Consider the following 22,368-nt stretch of genomic DNA (forward strand, 5'->3'; position numbering starts at 1 on the left):
TCCCATGCTTCCGCAGGAAATCATCCGCCGCAAGCGTGATGGCGAGACGCTTGCCGCAACCGATATTTCGGCCTTCATCGCTGCACTCTCCGACGGTTCGATTTCCGAAGGTCAGGCGGCGGCTTTCGCCATGGCGGTGTACTTTCGCGGCATGACGCGCGAGGAGACGGTGGCGCTCACCCTCGCCATGCGTGACAGCGGCGATGTGCTCTCCTGGGCCGATATTGGCAAGCCGATCTCCGACAAGCATTCGACCGGGGGTGTCGGCGACAATGTCTCGCTGATGCTTGCACCGATCGTTGCGGCCTGTGGGCTGGCGGTCCCGATGATATCCGGCCGTGGTCTTGGCCATACCGGCGGGACACTGGACAAGCTCGAAGCCATCCCCGGTTATGATGTGATGCCGAATGAGGCGCTGTTCCGGCGCACCGTCAAGGATGTCGGCTGCGCCATCATCGGCCAGACGGGCGATCTCGCACCTGCGGACAAGCGGCTTTATGCCATCCGCGACGTGACGGCGACGGTGGATTCCATACCGCTGATTACCGCCTCCATCTTGTCGAAGAAGCTCGCAGCGGGTCTCGAGACGCTGGTGCTTGACGTCAAATTCGGCAGCGGCGCCTTCATGCTGACTGCCGAGGAAGCTGAGCTACTGGCTGCGGCCCTGGTGCAGGTCGCCAATGGTGCGGGCGTAAAAACGTCGGCGTTGATCACCGACATGAACGAGCCTCTCGCGGATGCAGCTGGTAATACGCTCGAAATCGTTCACTGCCTGGATTTCCTGCAGGGTCGAAAAGGCGGCACGCGCATCGAGATGCTGGTGCTTGCTTTTGCCTCAGAGATGTTGGTGCAGGGCGGCGTGGCGTCGACGCTGACCGATGCCGAGGCAATGGCGCGCGAGTCGCTCTCTTCCGGTCGCGCCATGGAGCGCTTTGGCCAGATGGTCAGCGCACTCGGTGGACCAGCCGACTTCATCGACCGGCCTCAACATTATCTGAAAGCCGCACCGCACGTCGTATCTGTCAAAGCCCAGACAGGTGGATGGCTTGCATCCTGCCGGGCGCGGGATGTCGGAATGGCGGTCGTTGAGCTTGGCGGGGGACGTCGTCACCCCAGCAACCGGATCGACCACCGCGTCGGTCTGTCGGACATCCTGCCGCTCGGCACGAAGGTGGAGGAAGGCCAGCCGATTGCCATGGTGCATGCGGCAAGCCGTGAAGACGCAGACCATATCGCTGCATCCGTGCGGAGCTATTACGCAATTTCGGACGCACCCATTGCGTCCGCACCGGTCATCGTCAAGCGTCTGGCCTGAGAGCGGGCGGCATTCATTGCCGCCGCTCAATTATCGTTTCTTACAGGCCGAGTCCTTCGAACAGCGCGGTGGAAAGATACCGTTCCGCGAAGGACGGAATGATCACCACGATGGTCTTGCCAGCGTTCTCCTCCCGCGCGCCCACCTTGATGGCAGCGGCAAGCGCCGCGCCTGAGGAAATGCCGACCGGAACGCCTTCCAGCCGTGCCGCCAGGCGTGCGGTCTCGAAAGCATCGTCATTGCTGACGGTGACGATCTCGTCGTAGATCTTGGTATCGAGAATGCTCGGCGCAAAGCCTGCACCGATGCCCTGGATCTTGTGCGGGCCGGGTGTACCGCCGGACAGAACCGGACTGTCTGTGGGCTCGACGGCCACGACCTTGATATCTGGCTTGCGGCCCTTCAGCACCTGACCGACGCCCGTGATCGTCCCACCCGTGCCGATGCCGGACACAAAGATATCGACCGAGCCATTGGTGTCGTTCCAAATCTCCTCTGCCGTCGTCTTGCGGTGAATTTCCGGATTGGCGGGGTTTTCGAACTGCTGGGGGATGATGGCGTCGGGCAGCGTTTCTGCCAATTCATGCGCCTTGGCAATCGCGCCCTTCATGCCCTTTGGGCCTTCCGTTAGAACCAGCTCGGCACCGAGCAGCGCCAGCATCTTGCGGCGCTCGACCGACATGGTCTCCGGCATGGTGAGGATCAGCTTGTAGCCCTTGGCGGCAGCGGCAAAGGCGAGCGCAATGCCGGTATTGCCAGAGGTCGGTTCGACAAGCGTCGTCTTGCCGGGGGCGATCTTTCCTTGCGCTTCCAGCGACTCGATCATCGCCACGCCGATGCGATCCTTGACGGAGGCGATGGGGTTGAAGAATTCGAGCTTTGCCAGAAGCGTCGCGTGCACACCCTTTTCCTTCGCCAGCTTGTCCAGACGCACCAGCGGCGTGTCGCCGATCGTTTCGGTGATCGAGGAATAGATGCGTCCGCGTCCGGGTTTCTTCGCTTCCGACATGCCTGCTCTCCTGCCTTATGTCCTCATGCAATCGCGCGCAGGATAGGGCGATACTGGCAGGGAAGCCAGAGAACAAACGTGCTTATAGGGCGAGGTGCCTGGGATAGATCACCAATCTCAGGGCCTGACGTAGAAGACCGTTCTCAACTGGCGCGTGTCGCAATCATCGCCGCGGTTCCCGCCAGGATGCCTGCTGCGATGCGGTTGAGGATCGTCAAGGCGCTTGGGCGCTTCAGCAATGCGCGGGCTTTGGAAGCCAGCAGGATATAGGGCAGCAATACCGCCATCAGAACGGTAAAGGTCAAGCCGATCAGAAGCGCATATTCGGGAAGGCCGATCCCGCGGATGTCGATCAGGGTCGGGACGAGCGCGACATAGAACAACATGGTCTTGGGATTGCCGAGCGTGATGAACAGACCGGACAGGAAGGACATGCCGATGCTGGTACTTTTCTTCGCCTGCAAGTCCTGCGGCAGAAGCCCGGCGGTCCAGAGTTTCCAGGCGATGTAAAGCAGGTAGGCGGCACCGGCGAATTTCAGCACCATGAAGGCTTCCTGAAAGGTCTGCGCGACGAAGGCAAGACCGAGGATGACCGCCGTCAGATAGACCATATCTCCCAGCACCAGACCAAGCCCCATGAAGAAGGTTTCGCGGAAACCCGAGCCCAGAGCGCGCGCGACGATCGCCGTCATTCCTGGGCCTGGAATGGCTGCAGCGATGAACAGGGCCATGGCGTAGGCAAGGATAGTGGTGATGGTCATGGACATGTCCCCTCGCGTCAATCCGTTGAGACATACTCCAGAATTTGCCGCCTCACAACGTCGTGATGACTAGACACCGGTCGAGCCGAAGCCGCCGGCACCGCGCGTCGTCTCCGTGAACTCGCTGACCTCAGTGACCGTCACCTGCGTTACCGGCGCAATCACCATCTGGGCGATGCGCATGCCACGCTCGATGGTGAAATCCGCCTGCCCGAGATTGGCGAGAATGACCTTCACCTCGCCGCGATAGTCGCTATCCACGGTGCCCGGCGAATTGAGGCAGGTGATGCCGTTCTTGATGGCAAGGCCGGAGCGCGGCCGGATCTGCGCCTCATAGCCGAAGGGGACTTCGAAGATGAAACCGGTCGGCACCAGTGCTCGCTCACCGGGGCGGAGCGTCATCGTCTCGCCAGCCTCGACGGCAGCGCGAAGGTCCATGCCGGCGGCGCCTGTCGTCTCGTAGGACGGCAGCTCGATGCCTTCACCATTGGGAAGACGGATGAGTTTCAGGGCGGGAGACGGGGTGTTTTGCGTGTTCATGCGGCATTAGTTTGCGCTCGCGGGGTCAAGGTCAATTGCAAAAGCGGGCTCGAAACGCTAGATAGCCCGCAATTCCACAGGATTTGTTAGATGGCCGAAACACTTGCCGAGGCGGTCTCCCGCCGCCGCACCTTTGCTATTATCGCGCACCCGGATGCGGGTAAGACGACGCTGACCGAGAAGCTCTTGCTGTTCGGCGGAGCGATCCAGCTTGCCGGTGAGGTGAAGGCCAAGAAGGATCGCATCCAGACCCGTTCGGACTGGATGAAGATCGAGCGCGAGCGCGGCATCTCCGTCGTGACCTCGGTCATGACCTTTGAATATAACGACCGCGTCTTCAACATTCTCGATACGCCCGGTCACGAGGACTTTGCCGACGACACCTACCGCACGCTGACGGCCGTGGACGCTGCCATCATGGTCATCGATGCTGCCAAGGGTATCGAGCCGCGCACGCTGAAGCTTTTCGAAGTCTGCCGCATGCGCGACATTCCGATCATCACCTTCATCAACAAGATGGACCGTGAAAGCCGCGACGCCTTCGAGATTCTCGATGAGGTGGAAGAAAAGCTGGCGCTCGACACTTCACCGATCACCTGGCCGGTCGGGCGTTCGAAGACCTTCTGCGGCGCTTACAATCTCGCCGAAAACACCTTCCGCGGCAACGACACGCAAATCGATGGTCTGCCGGTCAACGGTCCGCAGGCGGTTGCCGACAGGCTGCCTGAAAACGAGCGGGATGCCTTTATCGAAGAAACGGAACTGGCCATGGAAGCCTGCCGTCCCTTCGACCGTCAGGCGTTTCTCGAAGGCCACATGACACCGGTCTTCTTCGGCTCGGCTCTTCGCAACTTCGGTGTGCGTGATCTGATCAACGCGCTTGGCGATTTTGCTCCGCCGCCGCGCGATCAGGTGGCCGATACCCGCCTCGTCCATGCAGCTGAAGAAAAGATGACGGCCTTCGTCTTCAAGATCCAGGCCAATATGGACCCCAACCACCGCGACCGCATCGCCTTTGCCCGCATCTGTTCCGGCAAGCTGGAGCGCGGCATGAAGGCGCGCCTTGCGCGCACCGGCAAGCAGATGGGCCTCACCGCGCCGCAATTCTTCTTCGCCTCGCAGCGCCAGCTGGCGGACACGGCCTATGCCGGTGATGTGGTCGGCATTCCCAACCACGGCACGCTTCGTATCGGTGACACGCTGACGGAAGGCGAAAACCTCGTCTTCCAGGGCGTGCCGAACTTCTCGCCGGAAATCCTGCGCCGTGTCCGGCTTGAGGATGCGATGAAGGCGAAGAAGCTGAAGGAGGCGCTGCAGCAGATGGCCGAAGAAGGCGTCGTGCAGCTGTTTTCGCCAGAAGACGGGTCTCCGGCCATCGTCGGCGTCGTCGGCGCACTGCAGCTCGATGTGTTGAAAGAACGGCTGATGGGCGAATATGGCCTGCCGGTGTCCTTCGAGATGTCGCGCTTCTCTGTCTGCCGCTGGATTTCGTCCGATCAGCCCGCCGAGTTCGAGAAGTTCTTGAACGTCAAGCGCGGCGATATCGCCCGCGACCTCGACGGCGATCCGGTGTTTCTGGCGCAGGATGCCTTTTCGCTGCGATATGAAGCCGAGCGTTTCCCGGCGATCAAGATGGTCGCCATCAAGGAATATCACGTCGCCAAGGCGGCGTGATTGCACTTTGCCTACTGACCGCTTAGTTTCCCGATTAAACGGGAAACTGGTCTTTGCGCATGGCTCTGTCGAACAAGCATATTCTGCTCATCATCTCCGGCGGTATTGCCGCCTATAAGAGCCTCGATCTGATCCGCCGCCTGAAAGAGCGCGGCGCGACGGTGACGCCGGTGATGACAAGGGGCGCGCAGGAATTCGTCACGCCGCTTGCCGTCGGGGCGCTGTCCGCCACCCATGTGTTTACCGAACTTTTTTCCCGCCAGGATGAGCAGGATGTCGGCCATATTCGGCTGGCGCGCGGCTGCGACCTCGTTGTGGTGGCACCCGCGACTGCCGATCTTCTGGCGAAGATGGCAAACGGGCTGGCGGACGATCTGGCGTCCACCGTTTTGCTGGCGACCGATCGTCCCATGCTAGTGGCGCCTGCAATGAACCCGAAAATGTGGGAGGCCAAGGCCACCAAGCGGAACATCGCAACGCTGAAAGGCGATGGCATTGCTTTTATCGGTCCGATGGCGGGCCAGATGGCGGAAAAGGGTGAAGCCGGTGTTGGCCGCATGGCCGAGCCGTTGCAGATCACTGAAGCCGTCGAACGATTGCTGGACGATGCTCCGAAGCCGCTCAGGGGCAAAACGGCCATCGTCACCTCCGGTCCGACGCACGAGCCAATCGATCCCGTACGATATATCGCCAACCGTTCATCCGGCCGGCAGGGCCACGCCATTGCCTCCGCTCTTGCCAAGCTTGGCGCGGAGGTGACGCTCGTCTCCGGTCCGGTGACTATCCCCGATCCGGCGGGTGTGAACACCATGCATGTGGAACGCGCCGAGGAGATGCGTGACGCCGTGCTTGGCAAGCTGCCCTCGGATATCGCCGTTTTTGTCGCGGCGGTTGCGGACTGGCGGGTGGCGAGTTTGTCGGACCAAAAAATCAAGAAGCAGCCGGGTGACGCGCCGCCAGCGCTGCAACTGACCGAAAACCCCGATATTCTGAAAACCGTCGGCCACCACGAAAAGCGGCCCAAGCTGGTGATCGGCTTTGCGGCGGAAACGCAGAATGTCGAGGAGAATGGCCGCGCCAAGCTTCAGAGAAAAGGTGCCGACTTGATCGTTGCCAATGATGTTTCGCCTGAAACCGGCATCATGGGCGGAGTGCGCAATCAGGTGAAGATCATCTCCGACAGCGGCGTCGATGCCTGGCCCGATCTCTCAAAGGCGGAGGTTGCCGAAAGGCTGGCGACGCTGATCGCGGAACGGCTACAATGAGCCTCTTCGAGCGAAAGACGTTCGATGCAATGCTTGGCGTCTGGCCGGGCGTGAACTTTGTCGATCAATGGGATTCGCATGTTGCCAAGGTCGGCGACAAGGTGTTTGCGGTGCTCGGCGAGCGGGATGACTGGCGGCTTGTCGTCAAATGCTCGGAAGAGAGTTTCGAAATCCTCACATCGATGGAGGGCATCGCCCAGGCACCCTATTTCGCCAAGCGCAAATGGGTATCGATCAGCGATCATGCTCCGCTGGAAGACGAAGAGTTGGAGCACTACGTCCGCCGCTCCTACGAACTCGTGGCGGCGGGGCTGACGAAGAAGCTGCGCACAGAACTTGGCATCGTGCTGGAGACGTGAGGGCAAAGGACGCGCGCGACCACGCCCCTTCTCAGACGTTATCCTCGCCCTAGAGGCGAGGATCCACGGCAACAACTGAGGCTCTCAGCTCTTAACCGCCAACCTGCGCGATCCAATCATTAAGATTGTAGTAATTGGTCACCCGTGCGACCTTGCCATCCTTCAACTCGAAGAAGGCACCGGCTGGCAGGACATAGGTCTGGCCATTGGCTTCCGGCAAGCCTTCATCGGTCTTGAGATACTCGCCGTTGACGATGAACTCCGCGGAAGCGCGCTTGCCGTCTTCGCTCGCCATGATCACCATGTCGGTGAGGTTTTCCTTATAGCAGCGGTTCATGTGCTGCATGAATTTGGCGAAGATGTCCTTTCCGACCTGCCGCTCGCCCTGATTGATGTCATGCACCACATCGTCGGTCAGAAGCGCCAGAAAGGCATCCATATCCTGACGGTTGAAGGCATCGTAATAGGCGCGTATGGTTTCGAGTGCGGACATGATCCAATCTCCGTGTTCAAGGCTTGCACAGCTTTTCCCTGACGGTATAACCAAGGAAAATCCATGTGAACATGCCCATGACCGTCGAAATCCGTTCCCTTTCCGGCATTGATGCTGCACCGTTCTTCGACGATCTGTCGCTGCTGCGTATCACCGTCTTTCGCGCCTTTCCGTACCTGTATGACGGATCGTTCGATTATGAGCACACCTATCTCTCGACCTATGCGAAAGCCGAGGGTGCCGTATTCGTGCTCGCGATCGATGGCGACAAAATCGTGGGCATGTCGACGGGCATGCCGATGATGGCGGAAACGGATGAGGTGAAGACGCCCTTCATCAACGCCGGGTACGAGCTTGAGCAAATCTTCTATTTCGGCGAGAGCGTGCTTTTGCCTGAATACCGCGGCCATGGCCTGGGTGTGCGCTTCTTCGAGGAACGGGAAGCGCATGCGAAGCGCCTTGGCGGTTTCGAATGGTGTACCTTCTGCGCTGTCGAGCGCCCGTCCGATCATCCCCGCCGTCCCGCCGACTACGTGCCGCTGAACGACTTTTGGGAAAAGCGTGGCTACACACACCACCCGGAGCTTCGCACCAGTTTCACATGGCAGGATCTGGATGAAGATGAGCAGAGCGCAAAGCCTCTATCCTTCTGGACGAAGAGGATCGCTGAATGACCCGGCTTGCCGCCTGCCAGTACGCCATGGAGCTGATCGAAACCTGGGAGGACTATGCCCGGCATCTAAGCTCCATCGTTGCGGAGGCCAAGCAAAAGGGCGCGGAACTCCTTCTGCTGCCGGAATATTCCGCCATGGTGCTGACCGGGCAATTGGCCCCGGATATCCGCTCCGATCTGCACGGCTCGATCGAGGCGATGCAAAGCCTGATCCCGCCCTGGGTGGAACTCTGCGAAGAGCTGGCGCGGCAGCATCAGGTTCTTTTTCAGCCGGGCAGCGCGCCGGTGAAGGATGCCGATGGCAAGTTCCGCAACCGCGCCTGGCTTTTCGGGCCTGACGGACTGATCGGTTATCAGGACAAGCAAATCATGACGCGCTTCGAGCGCGAGCAATGGTTCATCGATGCAGGCGTGGAAGGTCTCAAAGCCTTTGAGACCAGCATCGGCAAGCTCGGTATCCTGATCTGCTACGATAATGAGTTCCCAATGCTGGGCCGCAGGCTGGCCGAAATGGGCGTGGAGCTGGTTCTGGCGCCAAGCTGCACGGACACGCTGGCAGGCTCCTATCGTGTAAGGATCGGCGCGCAGGCGCGAGCGCTGGAAAACCAGTTTGCGGTCTTATCCTCCCCCACCGCCGGGGAAGCGCCGTGGTCGCCAGCGGTTGATGAAAATCGCGGACGCGCGGCACTTTACGTGCCTTCCGACTATGGCATGCCCGCCAACGGCATCGTGGCGGAGAGCGACAGCGATGCGGTGAGCGAGAGCACGCTTCTGATCGTCGATATCGATCTTGCCGATGTGGCGCGTTTGCGCACACAAGGGCAGGTCGCGACGCGGCGGGACTGGAGCGAGCAGTTCCCCGGCTGAAAAGCCGATTTCGCCGCCGCTTGCCGCCATAGAACAGCTTCCATTTGCCCGCGAAACCCTCTATAGCGCGGGGCATGAGCACCAATTCGACCCGTACGCCCCTCGACCATATCCGCAACTTCTCCATCGTCGCCCATATCGACCATGGCAAATCCACCCTTGCCGACCGGTTGATCCAGTCGACCGGCGGTCTTGCCGAGCGCGATATGTCCGAGCAGGTGCTGGACAATATGGATATCGAGCGTGAGCGCGGCATCACCATCAAGGCCCAGACCGTGCGCCTGCATTACAAGGCGAATAACGGCGAAATCTATGTACTGAACCTCATCGACACGCCCGGCCATGTCGACTTCGCCTATGAAGTATCGCGGTCGCTATCGGCCTGCGAAGGCTCGCTTCTGGTGGTGGATGCCTCGCAGGGTGTGGAAGCGCAGACGCTTGCCAACGTCTATCAGGCGATCGACAACAATCACGAGATCGTCACGGTGCTCAACAAGATCGATCTGCCTGCTGCAGAGCCGGATCGCATCAAGGAACAGATCGAGGAAGTCATCGGCATCGATGCCTCCGAAGCCGTGATGATTTCGGCCAAGACCGGCCTTGGCATTCCCGACGTTCTGGAAGCCATTGTCCATAAGCTGCCCGCGCCTAAGAGCGAAGCCGGTGAGAAGGGTGCGCTTAAGGCGCTGCTCGTCGATAGCTGGTACGACACCTATCTCGGCGTCATGGTTCTGGTGCGCATCATCGATGGCGTGCTGACCAAGGGCCAGCAGATCCGCATGATGGGCTCGGGTGCCAAGTATACGATCGAGCGCGTCGGCGTTCTGACGCCGAAGATGCTTACCGTGGATAGCCTCGGACCTGGAGAAATCGGCTTCATCACCGCCTCGATCAAGGAAGTGGCCGACACGCGCGTCGGTGACACGATTACCGATGACAAGCGTCCGACGGAAAAGGCCCTGCCCGGTTTCAAGCCGGCTCAGCCGGTGGTGTTCTGCGGTCTCTTCCCGGTCGATGCGGCAGACTTCGAAGATCTGCGCGCCGCCGTCGGCAAGCTTCGCCTGAACGACGCATCCTTCTCTTTCGAAATGGAAAGCTCCGCAGCCCTCGGCTTCGGCTTCCGTTGCGGCTTCCTTGGCCTTCTGCATCTGGAAATCATTCAGGAGCGTCTTGAGCGCGAGTTCAATCTCGACCTCGTCGCCACTGCCCCTTCGGTCGTCTACGAGATGACCCTGACGGACGGCACGGAGAAGGAACTTCACAACCCGGCGGACATGCCGGATGTGGTGAAGATCAAAGATATTCGCGAGCCCTGGATCAAGGCGACGATCATGACGCCGGATGAATATCTCGGTGGCATTCTGAAGCTTTGCCAGGACCGTCGCGGCATCCAGACGGAGCTGACCTATGTCGGCAACCGCGCCATGATCACCTATGAGCTGCCGCTCAACGAAGTGGTGTTCGACTTTTACGACCGCCTGAAGTCGATCTCCAAGGGCTATGCCTCCTTCGACTACAACATCATCGATTACCGCGAGGGCGATCTCGTGAAGATGTCGATCCTCGTCAATGGTGATCCGGTCGATGCGCTTTCCATGCTGGTTCACCGCTCGGCAGCGGACCGTCGCGGGCGCGGCATGTGCGAAAAGCTGAAGGAGCTCATCCCGCCGCACATGTTCCAGATCCCGATCCAGGCCGCCATCGGCGGCAAGGTCATCGCGCGTGAAACCGTGCGCGCTCTGCGCAAGGACGTGACGGCCAAGTGCTACGGCGGCGACGCCACCCGCAAGCGCAAGCTGCTGGACAAGCAGAAGGAAGGCAAGAAGCGCATGCGCCAGTTCGGCAAGGTTGAGATTCCTCAGGAAGCCTTCATTGCCGCGCTGAAGATGAATGACGAATAAGCTCTCATCGATTCTGTTTAAAATCCCGGCTTATGGTCGGGATTTTTTGTTTCATTGATCGCTATAGATCGGGAAACATCAGCGAACGATGTGCCGCAGTGCCAGCCATTGCCCCGTCTCCCACGGCAAGTGCGACCGAACCGGCTGGACGAGCGATATCGCCACAGGCAAAGACGCCGCGCTTCGTTGTCTGCTTCATCGCATCGGTTCGGATGGTCGTGCCCATCGGCGTTTCCTCCAGCGAGCAACCCAGTGGCGCGATCCAGGGTGCCGAGATCCGGAGCGTCGGTTGAGTGAAAAGCCCGTCCATTGCAAGCCTTCGTCCATCAGTGAGAACAACATCCGCCGTACCGCCGATCTCCTGGATCGAACCCTCTTCCACCTCTGTGCCGCGCGCGGCCAGTTGGGCACGCTGCTCCTGATCCGGCACGAAGGCGCCATTGGTGAAGAGGGTCGTCGTCCCCCAATCGGGCAGCATCAATCCATGATGAATGGCGAGCGCGGATGCAGCGATCACGCCGATCCGACCCTGGTTCAGCTCGTAACCATGGCAATAGGGGCAATGAAACACGCTTTTCCCCCAACGTTCGCTGAGACCCGGGATCGGTGGCAAATCGTCCGTGACACCTGCGGCGATGACGAGCCTTCGGCCCGTCTTGCGCTCTCCTCCATCAATCTTGACCTCGAAGGCATCGAAGGCATCGAAGGCTCCGCTGACATGTGTTGCGAGACCATCGATCCAGTCGATCGTCTCATAGGCCTCAATCTGGTGACGAGCCTCGGCAATGATCTCCCCGGGCGCTTTTCCATCCTGTCCGAGAAAGCCATGCGAGTGGCTGGCAAAGCGGTTGCGGCGGTTGCCCGCATCGACGACGAGAACGCGGCGGCGGGCGCGCCCAAGCTGGAGAGCTGCGGAAAGGCCCGCATAACTTCCTCCGATAATGATGACATCATAGATCATGGCATGGACTCCCTCTCAAAACCAATTTCGTAACTTATATTGTTACGTGAAATTGTAAGTCAATATCATGTAACTCTGATTGTTACGTTTCTATCGTCGTGGTACGGTTTGAGATGGAGATCCGATGAGACAAGATACCCGCCTGTCCAGAGTGCTGCATGTGCTGATCCATATGGAAAAGCATGAGAAACCAGCGACATCCGACGCAATCGCTGCCATGTTGCAGACCAACCCGGTGGTCGTCCGGCGCACCATGGCGGGCTTACGCGATGCTGGCTATGTCACGTCGGAAAAAGGCCATGGCGGCGGCTGGGTTCTGGCGCGACCGCTCGCGGAGATCACGCTTCTCGATATCCACAAGGCGCTCGGTAACCCCGATATGTTTTCGATCGGCCTCTCGGGGGACAATCCGGCCTGCATCATAGAACAGTCGGTCAACGTCGCACTGGCGGATGCCATGACAGAAGCGCAAGCGCTCCTGCTTACACGTTTTGGCAATATCACGCTTGCCGATCTCGCCCGCGAATCCTTCAACCGATGGGCTCAGTCGGGTCACAAGCCATCGGCGATGGAGGGCTTTTAACAAAGAAAAGCCGCCTGCCTTTCGGCAAGCGGCTCTCTTAAGTCAAATCAGTGACGATTACGGCTGTGTCGACGTGCCGTTGGTGTTCGGCGAAGCCGGAGCAGCGCCATTCACTGGCGGTGTAGCCGGAGCCGTTGGCGTCATCGGTGCCGGGGCCGGAGCCTGATCGCTGACAGCTGGCGGCGTCGTGGACGACGTCGTGGTCGGGTCTGTGGTGGACGGGCTGCTCATCTGCATCCAGATGAAACCGCCGACGAGCAGAACGACGATAATGGCTGCCCACGGTGCCCAGCCAGCGGACTTGCGATGGGTTTCGGGCGTTGTGCGCAGTTCAGGGCGGTCCGGACGAAGGTTCGGGTCGCGGGGCAGATTTGGATCAAAAGTCATGGTGTTTTCTCCTCTTCCAATGCGAAGAAAATGCACGTCTGCGTGAATGGTTCCTAAAATGCCAAAAAACGTAACTGTCAGCGCCTCGCCAGCTTGATAGCTCTCTCGAGAATATCACCGAATTGCGGGTGATCGCACTGCGACACGTTAAAGCGGATGAAGCTTGAAGCGGTGTCCGACTGACTGAATACATTGCCGGGTGCAAGAACCATATTCTCGGCAAGCGCGTGGCGCGCCACGTCGGCAGCATCGACCCCTAAAGGAAGCCGACACCAGAGGAATAGGCCCGCCTGCGGCTCTATCCAAGGCTCGATGCCCAGCTGTCGCAATGTCGGGATCAGGCTCGCTCTTGCTTTTGAAAGCCTTGCCTTCAACGCTTCCATATGCCGCCGGTAGCTTCCGTCTTTCAGGACTTCCAGCACCAGAGCCTCGGACATCTGGCTTCCGGCGAAATTGGAGGCGATCTTCATGTCGACCAGCGGGTCCAGCCATTCCTTACGGGTGACGATGTAGCCGCATCGGGCCGAGGCCGAGAGAGCCTTTGAGAAGCTTCCGATCTGGATGACGCGGTTCAGCGCATCGAAGGCGGCAAGCCTCGGCGCTTTGGTGATCTCGAAATCGGCAAAAATATCGTCTTCGATAATCGTGAGGCCCGCACGCTCCGACAGCATCAGCAGGCGGTGGGCGTTGACGGGTGAGAGAACGGCGCCGGTCGGGTTGTGGATCGCCGAATTGGTGATGTAGAGCCTTGGACGATGCTCTTCCAATGCGCGCTCGAAAAGCGCGACATCCGGCCCGTCTGCCGTGTAGGGCACCCCGATCACCTTGACCCGGTGGGCGCGCAGCAAGGCATGGAAATTGAAGTAGCAGGGGTCGTCGACCAACACGGTCTGGCCGGGCTCCAACAGGAAGCGGCAGATCATGTCGATCGCCTGCGTTCCGGAATCCACCAGCAGGATTTGATCGGCCCCGACCACCAGACCGGATTCGGCCATCCGCCGCGCCAGAAGCTGGCGAAGCGGCAGCAGCCCGAGCGGCGTCCCGTAATCCGTCAGAACGTCGGCATTGGCGCGCGAGAGCGTGCGGAGCGCCTTGCGCAACGCCTCTTCCGGCATCCATGAGGGCGGCAGCCATCCGCAGCCGGGCATGGCAAAACCCTGTCCGCCTTCCAGTGCCAGCCTTGATACCCAGAAGGGATCGACCTGTCTGTCGAGCTTCGGCCCGATCTCCGCAAGCGAAAGCGGCGCCAGCTGACTGGCCACATAAAACCCAGACCCCGGACGTGAGCGGATTGCCCCCTCGGCCACCAGCCTCTCATAGGCTTCCACCACGGTGGAAGTGGAGACCGTCAGCGCTTTTGCCAGCGCTCTGACGGAGGGAAGTTTCGCACCCGGCGTCAATAGACGCGCGGCGATGCGACGACGGATTTCCCCCATCACCGCATCGATGCGGGGCGATGCACTCTCCACTCGCCTTGGCGCCAGATCCATCTGTCCTGCTCATCCAACCATAACAGTTTTGCCGAACTGTATGTGACTGTTTCTGGCGGCGCCAGGGATTTCGCGACATAGAGCTCAAAAAGGAGTGACGACATGAACAAGGTGTCGAGCGGCTGGTTGAGCGGCTTCATCGGAGTATTGATTTTTAGCGGGTCGCTGCCGGCCACACGCCTTGCGGTGACGGGTTTCGATCCCCTCTTCCTGACACTCGCTCGCGCCAGTATCGCCGGGCTGCTGGGGGCGGCACTTCTTCTTGCTTTTCGCCAGGCAAGGCCGGCGCGAAACGACCTGGTATCGCTCGCAATCGTTTCGCTTGGCGTTGTCGTCGGCTTTCCGCTTTTAACCGCGCTTGCGCTGAAGCACGTCACGTCCGCTCACTCGATTGTATTTATCGGCCTTCTTCCCCTCGCCACCGCGATCTTTGCGGTGCTGCGTGGCGGCGAGCGGCCCCGCCTGGCCTTCTGGCTGTTCTCCTGCCTTGGCAGCCTGCTCGTGGCGGGCTTTGCTGTAAGCCTCAATGGCGCGGGAAATCTGACCGGCGACCTGCTGATGGTTGCAGCGGTTCTTGTTTGTGGCTTGGGTTATGCGGAAGGTGCCGCGCTTTCGCGCCGCCTTGGCGGCTGGCAGGTGATTTCCTGGGCGCTGGTCATTTCATTGCCGGTCATGTTGCCGCTGGCGCTTTTTTCCATGCCCTCCACATGGAGCGGCATTACCGCACCGGCCTGGGGCGGATTGGCTTACGTCTCGCTTTTCAGCATGCTGATCGGTTTCATCTTCTGGTATCGCGGGTTGGCGCTCGGCGGCATTGCCGCCGTCGGTCAACTCCAACTGCTGCAACCGTTTTTCGGTCTGTTGCTGGCTGCCACATTGCTCGGCGAGCCCGTCAGTCTCGCCATGCTGGCAGTCACGCTCGGCGTGGTCGCCTGCGTGGCGGGCGCGCGGAAGTTTGCGAAATAGACAGGAGGATCAACCGTTGCCGCCGCGACCGATCCAGCGGTGCCAGTCTTCTTCTCTGCCGTTAAAGACATTGAGATCGATCTTGCCTTCGACGCCATGCGAAAGTCCGGAACCGGAATATTGCCAGAACAGCCACTTGCGGTCCGGGTAGACGCGCGATGGATGCTGGGCCACTGCACGCAGCCAGAAGGGGTAGTCGCGCAGCTCACCGGACAGGTGATCCTTGTAGAAATCCGGTGCGGTATAGATGATCGGGCGCTTGCCGTAATGGCGCTCGAGCCTGTCCATGAAGACCTGCATCTTTTCCAGCACCTGGGCGCGGGAAAGCCGCATCTTGCAGGAGGATTCGCCGTTATATTCGACGTCGATCACCGGCGGCAGCGCGTCGGGATCTCTCGGCACGTTGCGAATGAACCAGTCCGCCTGATGGCTTGCCGGACGGCACCAATAGAAGAAGTGATAAGCGCCGCGGCGAACACCCGCCGCCTTTGCGCGCTCCCAGTTCGTCCGGAACATCGGGTCCAGATGGTCACCGCCATCGGTTGCCTTGATGAAGGCGAAGTTGGCGCCGCGCGTTCTCAAACGCTCCCAGTCGATATTGGCCTGCCAGCGCGAGACATCGACGCCGTGAACTTCAAAATGTTTCGGCTGAACCCTGCCGAAATTGATCGGCTTGGCGTCGGAAAACGCCGGGCGAAACACGCGCGAGCGCGCGGACGATCCCGCACTCATGGCAACACTGCCAGCCATAGCCAGTTGGACCGGTCTGTCCTGAGGAAGATTGACGCGGGCCTGGGGAACGACGGGAGGTGCTATGATCGGCTCTGGCCGCTGCTGCGTCGACATCTGCTTGTCAACGGCCGCGAAAGCGGGCGAGCCCGCCGGCATCGGTCCGCCCCATGCCAGGACTTCCTGATGCTGCTTGGTGTTGAGAGCCACTCTCTGATCGGTCTGTCCCACGCTGGCCTGCGGAACCGGGGCGGAAGGCGTAACGGAATTCGTCACCTCCTTCGAAGGCAGACCCGCCACCAGGGCGTCCGGCCCGGAATTGGAGGTACAGCCCGTAAGAGATAGGCAGGCGAGAACAAAAGCTGGCACTGTCGATCGACGCATGAGAACCCGTACGCAAAACAAAATCGGGACGTGCGCAACTGCCGCCGGTCCTGATAACCAAAAGGTATGACTAACGGGAAATTATCAAAAAAGACTGAATCCAATCTTTACGACAGGACGGACCTTATGCAGGTAAAAAGCGGCATGCCTCAACTCTGCGTGAAAAGTCCGTCATCTAAAGTGTTTCGCGATCTTTCAGATGCGCTCATACGCTTTGGGCACTTGTTCCACAGCATGTCGTTGTCACAAAACCGATGCACGCTTTTGCGTGGACCATGCTTTAACGGATGAACAGCCGGTTCCGCTGGGTCAGTTGCCCATCAGGATATCAAGAAGCGTCGTCTGCTTTGGCCCGTTCTGTCGCGGTGGTGCGCCTCCGCCGATATCCGCAGGCGGTACCGGTCCACCTGATTGCTGAGGCGGATAGGCTTGCTGCGGATACTCCGACGGTGGTGCCGGCACCGTGCCTGCGGTTTGCTCCGCACCCACGGGTGCGGGCGGATAATCCGTCGGCGTTGGGGCAGAGCCGCCGCCCAGCGCATTGGAGATGATATCGCCGATCGTCGCTGGAGCCTGGGGGCTTTGCGCCATGGGTTGGCCGATTTCCTGCCCGCCATAGGCCCCAAGCCCAAAGAGCGGTGATGGCGACAGGCCACTGTGCGCCGCTGTCATGAATTCCTTCCAGGCCTTGGCCGGCAAGCCGCCGCCCGTCACCTTTTTCATCGACGTGCCGTCATCATTGCCGAACCAGACACCGGTGGTCAGCTGGCTGGTGTAGCCGACGAAAAGCGCATCCCGGAAAGACTGCGTCGTGCCGGATTTGCCCGCCGCCTGCCAACCTTTGAGACGCGCAGCCTTGCCGGTGCCCTCATTGATGACGCCGGTCAGCATGCCGTTCATCGTCGCGGCGATGCCCTCATCCAGAACGCGGGGTGGGTTGTCGTATTTATTCTCGTATAGAACCTTGCCGTCGGCATCGGTGATGCGCTTGACGATATGCGGCGTTGCCTTGAAACCGCCATTCATCATCGGCGCGTAGGCAGAGGTCAGCTCCAGCAACGACACTTCGGACGTGCCGAGCGCAATCGAGGCATTGGCCTGAAGGTCGGATTCGATGCCCATCCGGTGCGCCACCTGCGTGACCTTGTTGGGACCGACCTCCATGACGAGTTGGGCGGCAATCGTGTTCAGCGAATTGGCGATCGCGGTGGCAAGCGTCACTTCGCCGCGATATTTCTGATCGTAATTTTCCGGCGTCCAGTTGCCGATCCGGACCGGCGCATCGTTGCGCACCGAGTTGGGTGTCAGGCCGGATTCGAGAGCGGCAATATAAACGAAGGGCTTGAAGGCGGAGCCTGGCTGGCGCTTGGCCTTGGTGGCGCGGTTGAACTGGCTTTCGGCATAGTCGGCACCGCCGACGACGGCGCGGACCGCACCCGAGCCGTCCATCGATACGAGCGCGGCCTGCGACGCTCCGAGCTTCTTGCCTTCGCTCTTCAGCACGTCGTTGAGCGCCTTCTCGGCATCCTTCTCAAGATTGAGGTCGATCGTGGTGTCGATCGTCAGATCCTGCTTCACGTCGCCGATCAGACTTTTGACCTCATCCATGACCATGTCGGCCGCGTAGTGCTCCGCACCCGACCAGAAGCGCTTCGCCTTGGTGGGCGGCTGAGACATGGCGGTCTTGATTTCGTCTTCCGAGATGAAGCCGACATCGCGCATAGACTGCAGCACCACCTGCGCACGCTCTTCAGCTGCTTGCGGGTCACGCGCAGGAGACAGGCGCGACGGCGCCTTCAGGAGCCCTGCCAGCATCGCGGCTTCACCAAGGTTCACGTCACGTGCCGACTTGTTGAAGTATCGGCGCGAGGCGGCCTCGACGCCATAGGCGTTCGAACCGAAATAGACGCGGTTCAGATACATCGCGAGGATCTGGTCCTTGGTGTATTTCTGCTCCAGCCAGATGGCGAGCAGCGCTTCCTGAATCTTGCGCTCCAGCGTCTGCTCCGGAGAGAGGAACAGGTTCTTGGCCAATTGCTGCGTCAGGGTCGAGCCGCCCTGAACCGTGCGGCCATGCAGAAGATTGGTGACCACAGCGCGCCCGAGGCCCAACGGATCGACGCCGAAATGGGAGTAGAAACGCCGATCCTCGATGGCAATCACGGCCTGCGGGATATAGGGCGACATGTCCTCAAGCGACAAAGCCTCGCCGCCCGTGGTGCCTCTATTGGCCAGAACCGTGCCGTCGACGGCGACGATCTTCAGGTTCGGCGGGCGTTCAGGAATGGCCCACGTGCTGGCGCTCGGCATGCGTGCGCCATAATAGATGACGACGCCAGCCACCGCGATGCCGCCCCAGATACCAAGCACGATGCACCAGTAGAAAATCCTGCGGAAAAAGCCGGTAATGCCGCCGCGCTCGCGCGTCTCACGTCTTGATTTCGATTTCGAAGGCTTGCTTCCGCGCTTTTTCGACGGCGGTGCATCGGAGGGACCAGACTTCCGGCCACCACCATTGGTGCCGGCAACGCGATCACTGGCATCAAGACGCAGGTCGTCGCCGGAATCGTGAAAATCCCCAAAAGAAGGTTCAACTCTCTGGCGTGATTTTCCACTACCTGCCATCTGTCAGAAACTGCTCCGTGATCATGATGCCGCGACGGACATGCTGTCATTCAACACATGTCCCGTTGAAGCTTAAATGCGGCGATTTAAGGTGGCGTTAAGGCGCAGAGCCCCTCACATTGGCGTCACCGCGCCCCCGCTTATTGGCAGACGTCGACCCATTCGGCCTTTGTCAATTGCACCAGGCGCTCGGGCGAGATGCGCACCGCGGCATTGATGGCACCCGCTGCAGGAACGACCTCGGCGTAATTTTTGAGCGACACATCGCAATAGACCGGTAGATCGGATGGCAGGCCGAAAGGGCAGACACCACCAACGGGATGGCTCGTCACCTTAACCACCTCTTCGGCGCCCAGCATGCGCGGCTTTGCAGCAAATCGATCCCTGAATTTGCGATTGTCGAGCCGCTTCATACCGGCCGTCACTACCAGCAGAATGTTATCGCCCGCCTTGAGGCAAATGGTCTTGGCAATCCGATCGGGATCGACGCCATGCGCTTCGGCTGCCAGCGCCACTGTTGCGGAACTGGTCTCGGTCTCCAGCACCTTGATCTCTGGGGCATGGGTGGCGAAAAAATCTTGGACGGAACGAAGGCTCATGCGCAATCTTTAGGCGCACTTGATGCTGAAGGCAATGGGACTGGCCCTAGCTATGCATTTTACGCAATGCTGCGCTGCAATGATATGTCTGTTTTCGAACGGGAACTCCTGTATCTTACAAGCATCGAAGCGACGCACTCCTCCTCCCAGCGTCGCCCGATTGGACTGACAGCACTCCTCCTCCCAGTTGTCAGTCAGTTTTAAAAACCCGGCGCACCTCCTCCCGCGCCGGGTTTTTTATTGCCTGAACGGCGACCTCCCGCACGCAGACCATCATTCGACGCGCCGGAATTTCGTCTTGAAGAGCGCGATTTTGTCCTTGCGCATTCAGAGTGCTGCGAACGGCTCTACTGAAAATCGTCCGTGAGATTTGTCGCAAAACCATGCTTGAGGGAAACTTGACTTATTTGCTTCCTCGCCCTACTTCTCTCGCATCGATATTTGTTTGACGACCAGAGCTTCGGCGTTCCAAAGACGCACAGACGATCTTTCTTTCCTTCAAATTCGACCAACACCGCGCTGATTCTCAGCGCAAAAGTAATATGCCAACGGAAGGAACTCGTTATGGCTACTGGTACAGTTAAGTGGTTCAACGCAACCAAGGGCTACGGCTTCATTCAGCCTGATGACGGCGCACAGGACGTGTTCGTACACATCTCTGCAGTCGAGCGCGCTGGCATGAGCGGTCTCAAGGACGGTCAGAAGATCTCCTACGAACTCGTTCAGGACCGTCGTTCTGGCAAGATGTCTGCCGACAGCATCGTTGCTGCCTAATTACGATTTGGCTGGTTCGTCCAGCCTGTCAGTTGAAAAGCCGGGACCTCGCGTTCCGGCTTTTTATTTTTAGAGCGCCCCTCGTCCTACTGGACGCACGGCGCTCTATCTTCTTTGACTTACGCATCGTGCTTTCCGAAAATCGAGTCCGATTTTCAGGCCGATGCTGTAATGCCCGTTACAATTAATCTCGGGCTGGCCTTGTAAAAGACATGATGCGCACCGATATAGGGTTCATCAGTGTTACAGCAGTTCCCGATGAGGCTTTGATGAGCCGCCGCGTTGTACCCTCGTTAATGAAAAATTAACCTAGGCGCGCAATGATGAAAGGGAAGACATGAGCGACAGCCAAAAAGCTGGCGCCGTGCTGAGACACATACCGTTTTGCACTTTGACCACGGATGTACTGGCACTGATCGCACAAACGGAAATGAAAGGTCGGGCTTGCCCGGCCTTTTTGTTTTTTGGGCTTAGTTTCCCGTGGAGCAGTGCCGCTAACGCGCGGCACCGCCTTTTCCCAACCTCGATTACTTCGCACTCAAGGCCGACAGAACCCGCACCCAAGAGCGCGTGCCCTTGTGGAAGGACTTCAACTCGTACTTCTCATTGGGCGAGTGAATGCGGTCGTCGGTGAGGCCGAAGCCAATCATCAGCGAATCCATGCCAAGCATCTTCTGGAAGTCGCCGACAATCGGGATCGACCCGCCCATGCCGATGACGACAGCAGGCTTTGCCCATTCATCCGAGAGCGCCGACTTTGCCTTGGTCAAGGCCGGCGAATCATACGACAGATGGATGGCCGGTGAGCCGCCGTGCTCGTGGAACTCGACCGAGCAATCCGCCGGGATCTTCGAGCGCACATAGGCGCGGAAGCTTTCGCGGATCGCAGCCGGGTCCTGGCGGCCGACGAGGCGGAAGGAGACCTTTGCAGAGGCTTTGGCAGCGATGACGGTCTTGAAGCCCTCGCCTGTATAACCGCCGGTGATGCCGTTGACTTCCGCCGTCGGGCGCGCCCAGGTCAGTTCGAGGACGGAGCGTCCCTTCTCACCTGCTGGAATGGACAGCCCGACTTCACCGAGGAAGGATTCGGCTGTTCGGCCGAGGTTGTCCCAGGATGCCTTGATGTTGGCGGGTGTTTCCTCAACGCCATCGTAGAAGCCGGGCAAGGTCACGCGTCCCGTCTCATCATGCAGACCGGCGAGAATATCGGTCAGAATATGGATCGGGTTTGCGGCAGCACCACCGAAGAGGCCGGAATGCAGATCGCGATCGGCAGCGGTGATGACGATTTCCTCACCGACGAGGCCGCGCAGTGCCGCGGCAATCGCGGGCGTCTCGTGATCCCACATGCTGGTGTCGCAGACCAGAGCGTAATCGGCTTTCAACTCACTCGAGTTTGCGTCCAGGAATGGCTTGAGCGACGGCGAACCGGATTCCTCTTCGCCTTCGAAGAGGATGGTGACGCGGATCGGCAGCGATCCGCTGACCTGCTTATAGGCCCGGCACGCCTCGACGAAGGTCATCAACTGGCCCTTGTCATCCGACGTTCCACGGCCCGAAATCACCTGTCGACCCTCGCCGATATCTTTCAGCTTGGCATCGAAGGGATCGTCCTGCCACAGATCGATCGGATCGACAGGCTGAACGTCGTAATGGCCGTAAAACAGCACATGCGGCGCGTCGGCGGTTGCGCCATCATGATGCGCGACGACCATGGGGTGACCGGCGGTATCACGGATCGACGCGTCGAAACCGATGCTCGTCAGATCGCGCACCAGCCACTCGGCGGCCTTGCGGCATTCCGCCTTATAGGCTGGATCGGTGGAGATGGACTTGATGCGGACGAGTTCAAAAAGTCTCTCAAGGCTGGAGGGAAGATTGTCGTCAACCGCCGAGAGAACCGGGGAAATATCTGTCATTGCATGATCCTGTCATGTCTGGCCTGTCACGTGTGGAGCGCCAGTCATCATTTCACTGAGCAAGGCGGGTTCCACCTCTTTAAATCTCCGCAAA

The 22,368-nt window shown here is 59.7% G+C and carries 21 protein-coding genes; 10 read left to right on the top strand and 11 right to left on the bottom strand.

What is annotated here, in order from left to right; translation table 11 throughout:
- The first annotated feature begins 4 nt into the window (after positions 1 to 4).
- On the top strand, positions 5 to 1,315 hold the full coding sequence (deoA, locus tag PVA19_RS02490) for a thymidine phosphorylase (protein ID WP_274101030.1): 1,311 nt from the start codon (positions 5 to 7) through the stop codon (positions 1,313 to 1,315).
- 40 nt (positions 1,316 to 1,355) lie between these two features.
- On the opposite strand, the gene cysK is transcribed toward deoA, so the two are convergent.
- The 3 genes from cysK to dut form a co-directional block, all read right to left on the bottom strand.
- A complete protein-coding gene (gene cysK / locus PVA19_RS02495; protein WP_062427208.1) occupies positions 1,356 to 2,324 on the bottom strand; it encodes a cysteine synthase A in 969 nt (322 codons plus the stop codon).
- A 143-nt stretch (positions 2,325 to 2,467) separates the two neighbouring features.
- Positions 2,468 to 3,085, bottom strand: a complete 618-nt coding sequence (locus PVA19_RS02500) for a LysE family translocator (RefSeq protein ID WP_274101031.1) — start codon at positions 3,083 to 3,085, stop codon at positions 2,468 to 2,470.
- A gap of 69 nt (positions 3,086 to 3,154) precedes the next feature.
- On the bottom strand, positions 3,155 to 3,625 hold the full coding sequence (gene dut, locus PVA19_RS02505; protein ID WP_274101032.1) for a dUTP diphosphatase: 471 nt from the start codon (positions 3,623 to 3,625) through the stop codon (positions 3,155 to 3,157).
- 90 nt (positions 3,626 to 3,715) lie between these two features.
- Here dut and PVA19_RS02510 point away from each other — a divergent pair, with 90 nt between their 5' ends.
- From PVA19_RS02510 to PVA19_RS02520, 3 genes are read left to right on the top strand one after another with little or no spacing between them, the layout of a single operon-like run.
- On the top strand, positions 3,716 to 5,299 hold the full coding sequence (locus PVA19_RS02510) for a peptide chain release factor 3 (protein WP_274101033.1): 1,584 nt from the start codon (positions 3,716 to 3,718) through the stop codon (positions 5,297 to 5,299).
- Between the two features lie 59 nt (positions 5,300 to 5,358).
- Entirely contained in the window at positions 5,359 to 6,564 is a 1,206-nt protein-coding gene (gene coaBC, locus PVA19_RS02515; protein WP_274101034.1) for a bifunctional phosphopantothenoylcysteine decarboxylase/phosphopantothenate--cysteine ligase CoaBC, read from the top strand.
- Positions 6,561 to 6,923, top strand: coding sequence for an MmcQ/YjbR family DNA-binding protein (locus PVA19_RS02520; protein WP_274101035.1), 363 nt, complete (start codon positions 6,561 to 6,563; stop codon positions 6,921 to 6,923). The genes coaBC and PVA19_RS02520 overlap by 4 nt, the downstream gene beginning before the upstream one ends.
- A 91-nt stretch (positions 6,924 to 7,014) precedes the next feature.
- Here PVA19_RS02520 and PVA19_RS02525 read toward each other — a convergent pair whose 3' ends face one another.
- A complete protein-coding gene (locus PVA19_RS02525; RefSeq protein ID WP_274101036.1) occupies positions 7,015 to 7,416 on the bottom strand; it encodes a nuclear transport factor 2 family protein in 402 nt (133 codons plus the stop codon).
- A gap of 77 nt (positions 7,417 to 7,493) precedes the next feature.
- Here PVA19_RS02525 and PVA19_RS02530 point away from each other — a divergent pair, with 77 nt between their 5' ends.
- The 3 genes from PVA19_RS02530 to lepA all read left to right on the top strand — a co-directional run bounded on the left by PVA19_RS02530 (position 7,494) and on the right by lepA (position 10,857).
- A complete protein-coding gene (locus PVA19_RS02530; protein ID WP_274101089.1) occupies positions 7,494 to 8,090 on the top strand; it encodes a GNAT family N-acetyltransferase in 597 nt (198 codons plus the stop codon).
- Positions 8,087 to 8,956 (top strand): carbon-nitrogen hydrolase family protein, encoded by an 870-nt coding sequence (locus PVA19_RS02535; protein ID WP_274101037.1) that lies wholly within the window; start codon positions 8,087 to 8,089, stop codon positions 8,954 to 8,956. Before PVA19_RS02530 ends, PVA19_RS02535 begins: the two co-directional genes overlap by 4 nt.
- Before the next feature lie 62 nt (positions 8,957 to 9,018).
- Positions 9,019 to 10,857 (top strand): translation elongation factor 4, encoded by a 1,839-nt coding sequence (lepA, locus tag PVA19_RS02540; protein ID WP_062427323.1) that lies wholly within the window; start codon positions 9,019 to 9,021, stop codon positions 10,855 to 10,857.
- Between the two features lie 61 nt (positions 10,858 to 10,918).
- On the opposite strand, the gene PVA19_RS02545 is transcribed toward lepA, so the two are convergent.
- Positions 10,919 to 11,818: an NAD(P)/FAD-dependent oxidoreductase gene (locus tag PVA19_RS02545; protein WP_274101038.1), complete on the bottom strand. Its 900-nt coding sequence runs from the start codon at positions 11,816 to 11,818 to the stop codon at positions 10,919 to 10,921.
- A 124-nt stretch (positions 11,819 to 11,942) separates the two neighbouring features.
- Between PVA19_RS02545 and PVA19_RS02550 the strand changes: the two genes are divergently transcribed.
- Positions 11,943 to 12,401: an Rrf2 family transcriptional regulator gene (locus PVA19_RS02550; protein WP_274101039.1), complete on the top strand. Its 459-nt coding sequence runs from the start codon at positions 11,943 to 11,945 to the stop codon at positions 12,399 to 12,401.
- Positions 12,402 to 12,458: 57 nt separating this feature from the next.
- Here PVA19_RS02550 and PVA19_RS02555 read toward each other — a convergent pair whose 3' ends face one another.
- A complete protein-coding gene (locus PVA19_RS02555; protein WP_062443225.1) occupies positions 12,459 to 12,788 on the bottom strand; it encodes a hypothetical protein in 330 nt (109 codons plus the stop codon).
- A 77-nt stretch (positions 12,789 to 12,865) separates the two neighbouring features.
- Complete coding sequence (locus tag PVA19_RS02560; RefSeq protein WP_274101040.1) at positions 12,866 to 14,278, bottom strand: aminotransferase-like domain-containing protein; 1,413 nt, start codon at positions 14,276 to 14,278, stop codon at positions 12,866 to 12,868.
- A 102-nt stretch (positions 14,279 to 14,380) separates the two neighbouring features.
- Here PVA19_RS02560 and PVA19_RS02565 point away from each other — a divergent pair, with 102 nt between their 5' ends.
- Entirely contained in the window at positions 14,381 to 15,244 is an 864-nt protein-coding gene (locus PVA19_RS02565; protein ID WP_274101041.1) for a DMT family transporter, read from the top strand.
- Between the two features lie 9 nt (positions 15,245 to 15,253).
- Here PVA19_RS02565 and PVA19_RS02570 read toward each other — a convergent pair whose 3' ends face one another.
- From PVA19_RS02570 to PVA19_RS02580, 3 genes are all read right to left on the bottom strand, one after another.
- Positions 15,254 to 16,357, bottom strand: coding sequence for a glycoside hydrolase family 25 protein (locus PVA19_RS02570; RefSeq protein ID WP_062443233.1), 1,104 nt, complete (start codon positions 16,355 to 16,357; stop codon positions 15,254 to 15,256).
- A 309-nt stretch (positions 16,358 to 16,666) separates the two neighbouring features.
- A complete protein-coding gene (locus tag PVA19_RS02575) occupies positions 16,667 to 18,982 on the bottom strand; it encodes a transglycosylase domain-containing protein (RefSeq protein ID WP_274101042.1) in 2,316 nt (771 codons plus the stop codon).
- A gap of 140 nt (positions 18,983 to 19,122) precedes the next feature.
- Positions 19,123 to 19,581, bottom strand: coding sequence for a YbaK/EbsC family protein (locus tag PVA19_RS02580; protein ID WP_274101043.1), 459 nt, complete (start codon positions 19,579 to 19,581; stop codon positions 19,123 to 19,125).
- Between the two features lie 564 nt (positions 19,582 to 20,145).
- On the opposite strand from PVA19_RS02580, the gene PVA19_RS02585 reads away from it, so the two are divergent.
- A complete protein-coding gene (locus PVA19_RS02585; protein ID WP_027674583.1) occupies positions 20,146 to 20,355 on the top strand; it encodes a cold-shock protein in 210 nt (69 codons plus the stop codon).
- Between the two features lie 527 nt (positions 20,356 to 20,882).
- On the opposite strand, the gene PVA19_RS02590 is transcribed toward PVA19_RS02585, so the two are convergent.
- Positions 20,883 to 22,274 (bottom strand): M20/M25/M40 family metallo-hydrolase, encoded by a 1,392-nt coding sequence (locus tag PVA19_RS02590; protein ID WP_274101044.1) that lies wholly within the window; start codon positions 22,272 to 22,274, stop codon positions 20,883 to 20,885.
- Positions 22,275 to 22,368 lie beyond the last annotated feature (94 nt).

Source organism: Agrobacterium sp. CNPSo 3708 (genome assembly GCF_028674915.1).
GTDB classification, from domain to species: domain Bacteria; phylum Pseudomonadota; class Alphaproteobacteria; order Rhizobiales; family Rhizobiaceae; genus Agrobacterium; species Agrobacterium cavarae.

What these genes read in the sequence shown, in the direction of transcription:
- deoA (WP_274101030.1), top strand. Translation starts at nt 5, where the DNA reads ATGCTTCCGCAGGAAATCATCCGCCGCAAGCGTGATGGCGAGACGCTT.
- cysK (WP_062427208.1), bottom strand. Translation starts at nt 2,324, where the DNA reads ATGTCGGAAGCGAAGAAACCCGGACGCGGACGCATCTATTCCTCGATC.
- PVA19_RS02500 (WP_274101031.1), bottom strand. Translation starts at nt 3,085, where the DNA reads ATGACCATCACCACTATCCTTGCCTACGCCATGGCCCTGTTCATCGCT.
- dut (WP_274101032.1), bottom strand. Translation starts at nt 3,625, where the DNA reads ATGAACACGCAAAACACCCCGTCTCCCGCCCTGAAACTCATCCGTCTT.
- PVA19_RS02510 (WP_274101033.1), top strand. Translation starts at nt 3,716, where the DNA reads ATGGCCGAAACACTTGCCGAGGCGGTCTCCCGCCGCCGCACCTTTGCT.
- coaBC (WP_274101034.1), top strand. Translation starts at nt 5,359, where the DNA reads ATGGCTCTGTCGAACAAGCATATTCTGCTCATCATCTCCGGCGGTATT.
- PVA19_RS02520 (WP_274101035.1), top strand. Translation starts at nt 6,561, where the DNA reads ATGAGCCTCTTCGAGCGAAAGACGTTCGATGCAATGCTTGGCGTCTGG.
- PVA19_RS02525 (WP_274101036.1), bottom strand. Translation starts at nt 7,416, where the DNA reads ATGTCCGCACTCGAAACCATACGCGCCTATTACGATGCCTTCAACCGT.
- PVA19_RS02530 (WP_274101089.1), top strand. Translation starts at nt 7,494, where the DNA reads ATGACCGTCGAAATCCGTTCCCTTTCCGGCATTGATGCTGCACCGTTC.
- PVA19_RS02535 (WP_274101037.1), top strand. Translation starts at nt 8,087, where the DNA reads ATGACCCGGCTTGCCGCCTGCCAGTACGCCATGGAGCTGATCGAAACC.
- PVA19_RS02545 (WP_274101038.1), bottom strand. Translation starts at nt 11,818, where the DNA reads ATGATCTATGATGTCATCATTATCGGAGGAAGTTATGCGGGCCTTTCC.
- PVA19_RS02550 (WP_274101039.1), top strand. Translation starts at nt 11,943, where the DNA reads ATGAGACAAGATACCCGCCTGTCCAGAGTGCTGCATGTGCTGATCCAT.
- PVA19_RS02555 (WP_062443225.1), bottom strand. Translation starts at nt 12,788, where the DNA reads ATGACTTTTGATCCAAATCTGCCCCGCGACCCGAACCTTCGTCCGGAC.
- PVA19_RS02560 (WP_274101040.1), bottom strand. Translation starts at nt 14,278, where the DNA reads ATGGATCTGGCGCCAAGGCGAGTGGAGAGTGCATCGCCCCGCATCGAT.
- PVA19_RS02565 (WP_274101041.1), top strand. Translation starts at nt 14,381, where the DNA reads ATGAACAAGGTGTCGAGCGGCTGGTTGAGCGGCTTCATCGGAGTATTG.
- PVA19_RS02570 (WP_062443233.1), bottom strand. Translation starts at nt 16,357, where the DNA reads ATGCGTCGATCGACAGTGCCAGCTTTTGTTCTCGCCTGCCTATCTCTT.
- PVA19_RS02575 (WP_274101042.1), bottom strand. Translation starts at nt 18,982, where the DNA reads ATGGCAGGTAGTGGAAAATCACGCCAGAGAGTTGAACCTTCTTTTGGG.
- PVA19_RS02580 (WP_274101043.1), bottom strand. Translation starts at nt 19,581, where the DNA reads ATGAGCCTTCGTTCCGTCCAAGATTTTTTCGCCACCCATGCCCCAGAG.
- PVA19_RS02585 (WP_027674583.1), top strand. Translation starts at nt 20,146, where the DNA reads ATGGCTACTGGTACAGTTAAGTGGTTCAACGCAACCAAGGGCTACGGC.
- PVA19_RS02590 (WP_274101044.1), bottom strand. Translation starts at nt 22,274, where the DNA reads ATGACAGATATTTCCCCGGTTCTCTCGGCGGTTGACGACAATCTTCCC.